At 52.1% G+C, this 9068-nt stretch carries 8 protein-coding genes; 4 read left to right on the plus strand and 4 right to left on the minus strand.

The annotated features are described in order from the left end of the window. Positions 1–298, minus strand: a 298-nt coding sequence (locus ABUL11_RS10445) for a response regulator (RefSeq protein WP_350283794.1), incomplete at its 3' end; no start/stop codon positions are given. 103 nt (positions 299–401) lie between these two features. Here ABUL11_RS10445 and ABUL11_RS10450 point away from each other — a divergent pair. From ABUL11_RS10450 to ABUL11_RS10465, 4 genes are all read left to right on the plus strand, one after another. Then, positions 402–1514, plus strand: coding sequence for an efflux RND transporter periplasmic adaptor subunit (locus ABUL11_RS10450; RefSeq protein ID WP_350283795.1), 1113 nt, complete (start codon positions 402–404; stop codon positions 1512–1514). Between the two features lie 7 nt (positions 1515–1521). Next, positions 1522–4611: an efflux RND transporter permease subunit gene (locus tag ABUL11_RS10455; RefSeq protein ID WP_350283796.1), complete on the plus strand. Its 3090-nt coding sequence runs from the start codon at positions 1522–1524 to the stop codon at positions 4609–4611. Positions 4612–4750: 139 nt separating this feature from the next. Continuing rightward, positions 4751–5842 (plus strand): TolC family protein, encoded by a 1092-nt coding sequence (locus ABUL11_RS10460; RefSeq protein ID WP_350283801.1) that lies wholly within the window; start codon positions 4751–4753, stop codon positions 5840–5842. Positions 5843–5876: 34 nt separating this feature from the next. Next, complete coding sequence (locus ABUL11_RS10465; protein WP_350283797.1) at positions 5877–6287, plus strand: virulence RhuM family protein; 411 nt, start codon at positions 5877–5879, stop codon at positions 6285–6287. A 17-nt stretch (positions 6288–6304) separates the two neighbouring features. Here the strand turns inward: ABUL11_RS10465 and ABUL11_RS10470 are convergent, their stop codons facing one another. The 3 genes from ABUL11_RS10470 to ada form a co-directional block, all read right to left on the minus strand. Beyond that, complete coding sequence (locus tag ABUL11_RS10470; RefSeq protein WP_350283798.1) at positions 6305–6481, minus strand: hypothetical protein; 177 nt, start codon at positions 6479–6481, stop codon at positions 6305–6307. Positions 6482–6641: 160 nt separating this feature from the next. After that, complete coding sequence (locus ABUL11_RS10475) at positions 6642–7553, minus strand: DNA-3-methyladenine glycosylase family protein (RefSeq protein ID WP_350283799.1); 912 nt, start codon at positions 7551–7553, stop codon at positions 6642–6644. Continuing rightward, entirely contained in the window at positions 7550–8623 is a 1074-nt protein-coding gene (ada, locus tag ABUL11_RS10480; protein ID WP_350283800.1) for a bifunctional DNA-binding transcriptional regulator/O6-methylguanine-DNA methyltransferase Ada, read from the minus strand. The genes ABUL11_RS10475 and ada overlap by 4 nt, the downstream gene beginning before the upstream one ends. Positions 8624–9068 lie beyond the last annotated feature (445 nt).

Raw genomic sequence — 9068 nt, forward strand, 5'->3', positions numbered from 1 at the left:
TAAGGTAATCATCTGCACCGGTTTTCAGTCCCTGCACGCGCTCATTGATCCCGTCACGGGCAGTTAGCACCAGGACTGGCGTACGATCCTGGCGACCGCGCAGATGCCGCAGCACTTTTATCCCATCGAGATAAGGCAGGCCGAGATCGAGTACCACCAGATCATAGACACCGGCTGCCAGAGCGTTATCGGCTGCCCGTCCGTCCGATACGGGATCGACCCCATAACTAGCCAGTCGTAATGCTTGAGATAGTGTATCGCGCAAGGCGCTGTCATCCTCAACCAGGAGAATTCTCATCTTGTTGTTTTTGAATCGTTGTCAGAACTTTTTAAGGAGTGTTTTGCTATGTTACACGCTCCCGTGGTGGGGGACATTTCTGAAAGGGGTCGTGATGGCAATAATGAACTTTATTTTACGCTGCCTTGGCATATTGCTGGTGATTGCCTGTCTGACGGCTTGCTCGAGTGTAATTGTGCCCGAGCAGACGGTAGAAAATAAAGTTGGTGATAGCATCGGCGGGCTGGTAATAGCAGAGGCATCTCTCCAGTTTGTCACGATTGAAGTCGTGGGTACGAGAACGGATGCCCTGGGTGGTGTCCTGCCAGGACGAATAGTCTTCCAGCCGCAAGCGATGATGGCCATCGGCTCTCCTGTGGTGGCACGCATCCTTTCCATCGGAGTGCGGCCAGGAGAAATCGTCAAGACCGGAAAACTGCTCATGACGCTGCAGAGCGCCGATGTGGCAGAAGCTCGTGCCATGCTCAATCAGGCTGCGGCCAGGAATGCTGCTGCTGAAGATTTGCTGAAACGTCAGAATGAAATGATCTGGAAAGGGGTAGGCTTGGAGGTCGAACGTTTCAGTGCTGAAACCGCTGCTCGCGAAGCTCGCGCTGAGCTTGAGCGGGCAAAGCACATGACGGCTCTGATAGGAGATGGTAAAGGAGATCGCTTCGTTCTGCGTGCCCCGGTGGAGGGCGTCGTTCTGGATATTAAGGCCAGTATCGGCAGCGTGGTATCTCCGGGAGGAGATGCTCTGGTCGAAATAGGGGATCCCGGTAAGCTGTGGGCAGTTGCTGATATCCCGGAAAGTGAGATCAGTCATGTTGCCGTTGGTCAATCGGCCAGAATCCGCGTGCTGGCCACTGGTACGAGGCTGGATGCGATTGTCGATGGTATCGGGCAGGCAGTCGATGGCGAGCAACGGCGTATCCCCGTTTACCTTTCTTTCAAGGAAGAGGTTGGACATCTCTCATCCGGCATGCTGGCAGAAGTGCGGTTGAGTACCACGGGCAACAATAGCTTGAGTCTACCTGCCACGGCAATCCTGATCAAGGAAGATAGTCAGCAGATTGTCTATGTGCAGCGATTGGATGGCAGTTTCGAACCTCGTCCGGTACGTACCGGAAATTCATACGATGGCCGGGTGATCATCCTGGAAGGGCTGCAGGCCGGTGAGAAGGTTGTGGTGAAAGGTGCCCTGTTACTCGATAGCACCGCCGAGCAACTGCTTTGAGAACACAGTGCTGAATCTGATCATCGAACATTGTGTCTATAGGCGTCTGGCGACTTTGTTCATTGCTGCAGTCATCGCCGTTTTCGGTGTGCGCGCCTATCTTGATACCCCGATCGAGGCCTTTCCGGATGTCACCAACGCGCAGGTGCAGGTGATCGCTCAGATGCCGGGTTATGCCGCCGAGGAGATCGAACGCCAGGTGACCATTCCTCTTGAACGAGTGCTCAATGGCACCTCAGGCATGACCGTGTTGCGCAGTGAGAGCCTCTTCGGTTTATCACTCGTGACAATGATTTTCAATGACGATGTCGATCCTTTCATCAGTCGCATGGTGGTGAGGCAGAGATTATCCCAGGCTGATCTACCGGAAGATGTCATGGCGGTACTGGCACCGGAGGCAACCCCGCTTGGCAAGATCTATCGCTTCCGGGTCGTGAGCGACCGCCATGATCTCTACCAGCTTCGTTCGGAGATGCAGTGGAATATTGCCAGTATCCTGAGGCGTATACAGGGAGTTGCCGATGTCGTGCCTTTCGGCGGATTTCTCAAAGAGATCCATATCGAGGCTGATCCACTGAAATTATATGTTGCCGGGCTTGCCCTGGAAACGCTTGAAGAAGCGATTCGTAAAGCAAATCTCAATGTAGGTGGTGGATTTCTGCGTCATGGGGATCAGGAGCTTACCATTCGCGGTATCGGCTATATCGATTCAATCGAGGATATCAAGAAGATTCCTCTGAAAACCAGTAACAGTTCGGCACTGACGGTCGGTGATGTGGCAATCGTCAAACTTGCTGCCACACCGCGACGAGGGTCGGTAGGGGGAAATGACAGAAAGGAAGTCGTAGAAGGGCTGGTTCTAATGCGGCGTGGAGAAAATCCCTCGCTTGTACTGAATGAAATTCACCATCAGGTTGAAGTACTCAATTCGACCATTCTTCCAGCTGGCATGAAGATTGAAGCAGTTCACGATCGCAGTGTACTGGTGAATCATACGCTGGCGACTGTGCATGAGAATCTATTGCATGGTTTTCTGCTCGTGGTCGGTGTCGTCTGGCTTTTTCTGCGCAGTATCGCGGGTTCGGCGATCGTTGCAGTAATCATTCCCTTGTCATTACTGGTCGCCTTTCTTGGTCTGCATACGCTGGGGTTGCCTGCCAACCTGATTTCCATGGGAGCCATCGACTTCGGTATCCTGGTCGATGGGGCGGTGGTACTGGTCGAGAACATCATCCATGCCATCCGGCATGAGCGGCCAACCAATAAAAAGGCGGTACTGTATCTGGTGATTCGTTCGGCAAAAGAAGTCGGACGCCCCACCTTTTTTGCCATGCTGATCATCATTGCCGCCCTGTTGCCGGTGTTTACACTGCAATCGGTGGAAGGGCGTATTTTCCGGCCGCTTGCCCTCACTTATGCCTTTGCTCTGGGAGGGGCATTGATTTTTTCATTGACGGTAGTGCCGGCACTTTGTGCCTACCTGTTCAAACCGGAGCATGTCAAATTGACCGAGCCCCGCTGGATCGGGAAACTGCGGGATGGCTATTACAGGCTGCTGGATCGAACTCTGGCATTACGCGGTACGGTTCTGATCCTAGCGACCGCGCTCCTGCTGGCAGGTGCTCTTGCATTTTCCCGGTTGGGAACGGAATTCCTGCCGGAACTGGATGAAGGGGATCTGGCCGTTTTTGTCGAGATGCCGGCCAGTATCGCTCTGGAAAAAAGCCAGGAGATCTTGCAGGAAGTCCACAAGCGCCTGAGCCATTTCCCCGAAACGCTCGATGTACACACCGAGCATGGTCGGCCGGAGGATGGTACCGATAATGAAGGAGTCAACATGCTGAAAACCTTCGTGCGACTGAAACCTCAAGAAGAGTGGCGAAATGGATGGGATAAACCCCAACTAATCGAGGCTATGCGTAACCTACTCCTGGAAATTCCTGGTGTACGCTTCAACTTTTCGCAGCCGATCAGGGACAGTGTCGAAGAAGCGGTGAGCGGAGTGAGAGGCAAAGTTGTACTCAAGATTTTCGGCAGTAGCCTGGCACTCATGCGCGATACCCTAAAGCAAGCAAAAATCGTACTCAGGGATATACCAGGCATTACTGAACTGGATTTGTATCGTGATGTGTCAAGCCCGCAATTGCGTATCCGTCTCGATCGCTCTGCGCTGGCACGCGCAGGGGTGCCGATCGAAGAGGCCGCCAGAACGATTGAAACGGCTCTTGCCGGTCGGGTCGTGACACAGTACTGGGAAGGGGAGCGACCTGTTCCAATACGTCTCTTGCTGCCCAAACCTGCCCGTGACGATTTTGACAAAATTGCCGGTCTGACCATCACGACACCTTCTGGCGCTCGCCTCCCATTGCGACAACTGGCTGACATCGAGATTGCCAATGGAGTGGCTTCGATCGTGCGAGAAGGTAACATCCGTTTCCTGGCGCTCAAATTCAATATCAAAGATCGTGATATGGGATCTGTCATCCGGGATGCGATCGCAGCTATCGATGCCGAAATCAAGGCGCCGGACGGACATTATTTTGTCTGGGGTGGTGAATTCGAGAACCAGGAACGTGCTGCCAACCGCTTGAAACTGGTGGTGCCGATTGCCGTACTGCTGGTGCTGGGTCTGCTTTATATGGCCATGAACAGTGGCCGCAGTGCCTTTGCAATCCTGGCAACTGTTCCTTCTGCTCTGACTGGCGGCGTCTTTGTTCTCCTGATTGCCGGTATCCCGCTTTCAGTCAGTGCTGCCATTGGCTTCATCGCATTGCTCGGTCAGGTGTCGCTGATGGGGGTGCTCGTACTGTCGGCAACCGAAGCACGTCGGCGGAAGGGAGAGGCGCTGCTGCCTGCTCTTCTGGAAGGTGCGACGGAACGGTTGCGTCCCGTACTGATGGCTTCTCTGCTCGCTCTCTTCGGTTTGCTGCCGATGGCGCTGTCTACGGGTGTCGGTAGCGAGACTCAACGCCCGTTTGCTCTGGTCGTGGTTGGTGGCATGCTAACCACGCTGGTTGTTGCATTATTCGTGTTGCCAGTGATTTATCGCCTGATTACGCCCGATCAACTTCAAATACCTGAAGAGGTTGACGCATGATTTCCCGTTTGACAGCCTTTATGTTCCTGTTGATGGCGTTACCGGTTCTGGCGCAAAACCCGCCAGAATTAGTGAATATGGCCGGTGTATTGACTCTGGCCAGAAAGGTTAGCCCCCGTCTGGCATCGAACGGCAGAACATTGCTGTTGCGCATGCTGAGCGACGTACTGCCGGCGCTTACCCGAACCCAACGATAAGCTACAACTACTCGCGTCAGCCGAATGCATTTACCGATTATGAGGGCAGCAGAGCGCAGGAAATTTCGATCGAACAGCCTCTTCTCATTGCCGGTCAGCGCGGTGCTCGTGTTGAAGCTGCCGAGCAAGGCATCAGAGCTGCCCGGGCCCGTTTTGATGCTTCCGGCAATGAGCTTGCAGCCGATGCCGGTGTTGCTTTCATCGCATTGCTTACTGCTCAGGAAAAACATGCTGCTCTGATGGCAAGCATGACGGAATTGGGCCATTTGCGAGATATTGTAGCAAGCCGTCAGATGAGTGGTATGGCAAGCCAGTATGATCTGCTGCGGATCGATGTCGAGCAGGCTGCGTGGCATACACGATCAGTGGAGTCCGAGGTGGAACTGGTTGATCGCCAGACCCGTCTAGCCACGTTGCTTGGTTTTCCCGACTGGAGACCACATGGCACTGGTAAATTACTGCCTTTAAAGAACGTTGATACGGGAATATCCGGCAACCACGACAAGCATCCGGCGCTAATTGCTGCCCGCCGGGAGGAAGCAGTGGCCAGAGCGAATACGGAGGTTGCCTATCGGGAACGTTTCCCGAATGTCTCGCTGACTGCTGGCCGATTCTGGACCAGTGCGCCATACGGAGCGAACAATACCATCGGTATTTCGATCGAAGTACCGATTTTTGAAACACGGGGAGGCGCTTTTGACAAGGCAAAAGCAGAGGAACAGTCTGCCAGTCTGCAGCGTCATCTGGCAGAAGTCGAGGTACAGGCTGATGTGCAGCGCTATACTGCCCTGGTTACGCAGCGGACAGCAGCGCTCGATCATTTTCGCCAACAACTGGAGCCACGTTTACCTTCTTTGAAGCAGATGGCAGAAGATGCTTACCGATTGGGCAAGAGTTCGATCGTCGAGCTTCTCGATGCCACTCGCATGCGTTATGAGACACAGCTTGGTTATCTGGAGCTGGTGTCCGGTCTGGCAGAAGCACAATTGCGGCTGCAGGCGGCACGCGGTGATTTTATAAGTTGGCTTGAATGAGGCTCGGATGATGAAAACGGGAAAAAGCTGAGACATGAACAAATCTATTCTTTATCTGTCAGCTGATGGCCGGACCCGGCTTCGTCTGCGGGTGGAAGGAGGGAACATCTGGCTGAACCAGCTGGAGATTGCCGAGCTGTTTAAGACGACCAAGCAGAATGTTTCTCTCCATATCAGAAATATCTTTGAGGATGGAGAGTTGTGCCGGGGAGCGGCCATCAGGGAATTTCTGACGATCCAGTCCGAAGGCAGGCGACAGGTGCGGCGTAATCTGATTTATTACAACCTCGATTTGATCCTGGCTATCGGTTATCGCCTGCGTTCATCCCAGGGAATACAGTTTCGTCAGTGGGCAAGTATCCATCTCAGAGAATTTCTCCATAGGGATTTCATATTGAACGACGAGAATCCTGCACACACATATAAACAGAATGTCATGATCTGATAAAAATGAGTATGAGATCAGTTCTTATCAGCCAGCGAAGAAATACCCGATGGTATGCGAGCGAGGAGCCAAGGCAGGTACAGCTGGGCGACAGCTTCTGAGATGAAAATGACAATTAACGGCACCATCCCCATAGGTGATTGCATGTGGGGAAGTTGTTCGATCAGAATAAAGCCAAAATCCTGTTTGGCCATAACGGTGTAACTACGAAACAGGTGATCATTGTCGTAGAATCCAGCTAAAGACTGGCACAATTGCGGTGATAGCAACCGATCGATGAAGGTGTAACCTGATTATTCAAGCCTTGATAGGTGGGTGGATAGGATAGGATAGGATTTGTATTTTTAAGTTAATTCATGCTTCTTTACCCGCCGCTGAAACCAATTTCCATAAATGCGCGGCTACCAAAGCCCGCCACGGTGCAAAGTTTTCCAGCCATTGCCGGGTTTGATTTTCCTCCATCGGCTCAATATTCTTCAGCAATATTTGTAAGCCGCGACGAACTGCGGCATCTCCATGCAGCGAGCCATCCAGCCAACCATAGCCGCGTAGCAGCGTATAATTGACAGTCCAAGGACCTATGCCGCGAATCGTCAATAATTGCTGGCGAATTTGTTCTATCGGTGGTTCTTTTTGAGAGTAATTCAATACCAAATCGCCCGACACGATCATTTGGCTCACCGTCAGTAAGGTTTGCGCTTTGCTTTGAGAAAATCCAACCCGGCGCAAATCGTCGATGTGTAAAGTCGCTACATGCTGTGCGTCGGGATAGCAATATAAGCCGCTGGAATGCTGTAAGCCGACCTGCTGAATGAATTTACGGCGTATAGAAATAGCGGCTGCCACGCTGATTTGTTGTCCGGTAATTGCCCAACTCAAGGCTTCAAATGGCGATGCCAGGACCGGCACCCGCAAGCCAGCTTGTTGGTTAATCAGCATTCCAAGCTGAGGATGTTGGCCAAGGCTTTCTTCAAAAACATCAATGGGCTGATTTAATCCGAGCATCCGGACTGCCAGCGTGGATAACTCGTCTACTTCCAATGAAGCCAATGGATGATCGATACTCAGTTCTATTTCAGCACCCTGGGATAAAAACCGAAGTGCTAAACAGGCGGGTGAGCCTTGCCAGATAATCCCTTTATGCAAGTGGTTGGCATATACGGCTTCGGCAACAGCCTGAGCATCGCGCACATGGAAAGACAGAATATCCTGCAGCTGGTAATCCGTCGGCAACAGCAGTGTGCAAGAAATTACACGGGTATTCATGCTTGACTTTCCCGCCGCAGCAGTTCGGCTTTGCGTTCCACGCCCCAACGATAACCGGACAAACTGCCGTCGGAGCGGACGACTCGGTGGCAGGGAATCGCCACAGCCAGAGTATTCGCCGCGCAGGCACCGGCAACGGCACGTACAGATTTCGGTGCGCCGATGCGTTGGGCGATATCCATGTAACTGACTTTCGCACCAACCGGGATTTGTCGCAAAGCTTGCCAAACCCGTTGTTGAAAGGCAGTGCCGCGCATATCTAATGGCAAATCCATGCCGATGGACGGTGCTTCGACAAAGCCAATGACTTTGGCGACCCACTGTTCAAACTCATTATCGCCGCCGATCAGTTCAGCCCGGGGAAAACGATCTTGTAACTCCTGTGCCAGGTGATTCGGATCATCGCCTAAAGCAATGGCGCAAATCCCAATTTCACTGGCCGCCACCAAAATAGAACCGAGCGAGCATTCGCCCAAGGCAAAGCGAATTCGGCTATTGGTTCCGCCGGCACGATAATCGGAGGGCGTCATGCCTAACAGTTGTGATGATTGTTCATAAAAACGACTGTTGGAATTGTAACCGGCATCATAGATGGCGGCGATGATCGACTGACTTTTCGTTAGCTGGTTCCTGACTCGATTTCTGCGTTGGTTCGCCGCGTAGGCTTTGGGTGTCAAACCGGTGATTGCTTTAAAAATCCTGTGGAAATGAAAAGCGCTGAGTCCGGCAATAGCCGCCAACGTGGCGAGGCTGGGCTCGGTTCCCGCCGTGTCCAGCAAACGGCAGATTTTGGTAACTTTATCGGCATGCTGTTCGCGCAAGGAAGGTTGATCCGGTTTACAGCGTCGACAGGGACGGAATCCAGCCGCTTCAGCTTCGGCCCGACTAAGATGGAACTGCACATTTTCCGGTTTGGCGGTACGAGCCGGACAAGACGGACGGCAATAGACGCCAGTAGTTTTAACCGAATAGAGAAAGTGACTATCAGCTGCTGAATCACGGGCAAGTACAGCTTGCCAACGAGGATCGTTCTCCGTCGTCAAAATGTCTGTGTTAGTAAGTTTTGGCATGTCGGCACCTTTTACATATCATTCATGCCGTTACTGTAGGTAAATATCAGCTAGCGAACACTCCGAGTCTTGCTTTCAAATCCGAATTAGCTCTTGATCAAAATAACCGCCGCATCACTTAACTGGCTAAAATATTTTACGGTAAGCTTTTGTTGTAGCAACACAGAATATTGACTTTTTTCCAGAATCTGCTTGACATAAAGCATCATCGCGAATCACTCCGTTTCCATCCATCCTCGCTGGATGCTCCCTCTTTCTCAGGATTCGTAATGAACTATTCAGTTTTCTGGTCACATTAAAAAGGGCAACCCACATTGAGAACGGTCTCAATGACCTAAAACGGTTCCGGTTTCTATCTTTTTTCCTTTTTGTCTAAAACGGGATTCTTATTCTAACCTGAGTTCGGGATAAGAAAAGAGGAGGTGAGCGCCCGCCTTTTTGCGTA

Origin of the sequence: Nitrosomonas sp. (assembly GCF_040256045.1) — a bacterium.
Lineage (GTDB): Bacteria > Pseudomonadota > Gammaproteobacteria > Burkholderiales > Nitrosomonadaceae > Nitrosomonas.

Excerpts from the sequence above, each read along its gene's own strand:
- ABUL11_RS10450 (WP_350283795.1), top strand. The coding sequence starts at position 402 with ATGAACTTTATTTTACGCTGCCTTGGCATATTGCTGGTGATTGCCTGT.
- ABUL11_RS10465 (WP_350283797.1), top strand. The coding sequence starts at position 5,877 with ATGAACAAATCTATTCTTTATCTGTCAGCTGATGGCCGGACCCGGCTT.
- ABUL11_RS10470 (WP_350283798.1), bottom strand. The coding sequence starts at position 6,481 with ATGGCCAAACAGGATTTTGGCTTTATTCTGATCGAACAACTTCCCCAC.
- ABUL11_RS10475 (WP_350283799.1), bottom strand. The coding sequence starts at position 7,553 with ATGAATACCCGTGTAATTTCTTGCACACTGCTGTTGCCGACGGATTAC.
- ada (WP_350283800.1), bottom strand. The coding sequence starts at position 8,623 with ATGCCAAAACTTACTAACACAGACATTTTGACGACGGAGAACGATCCT.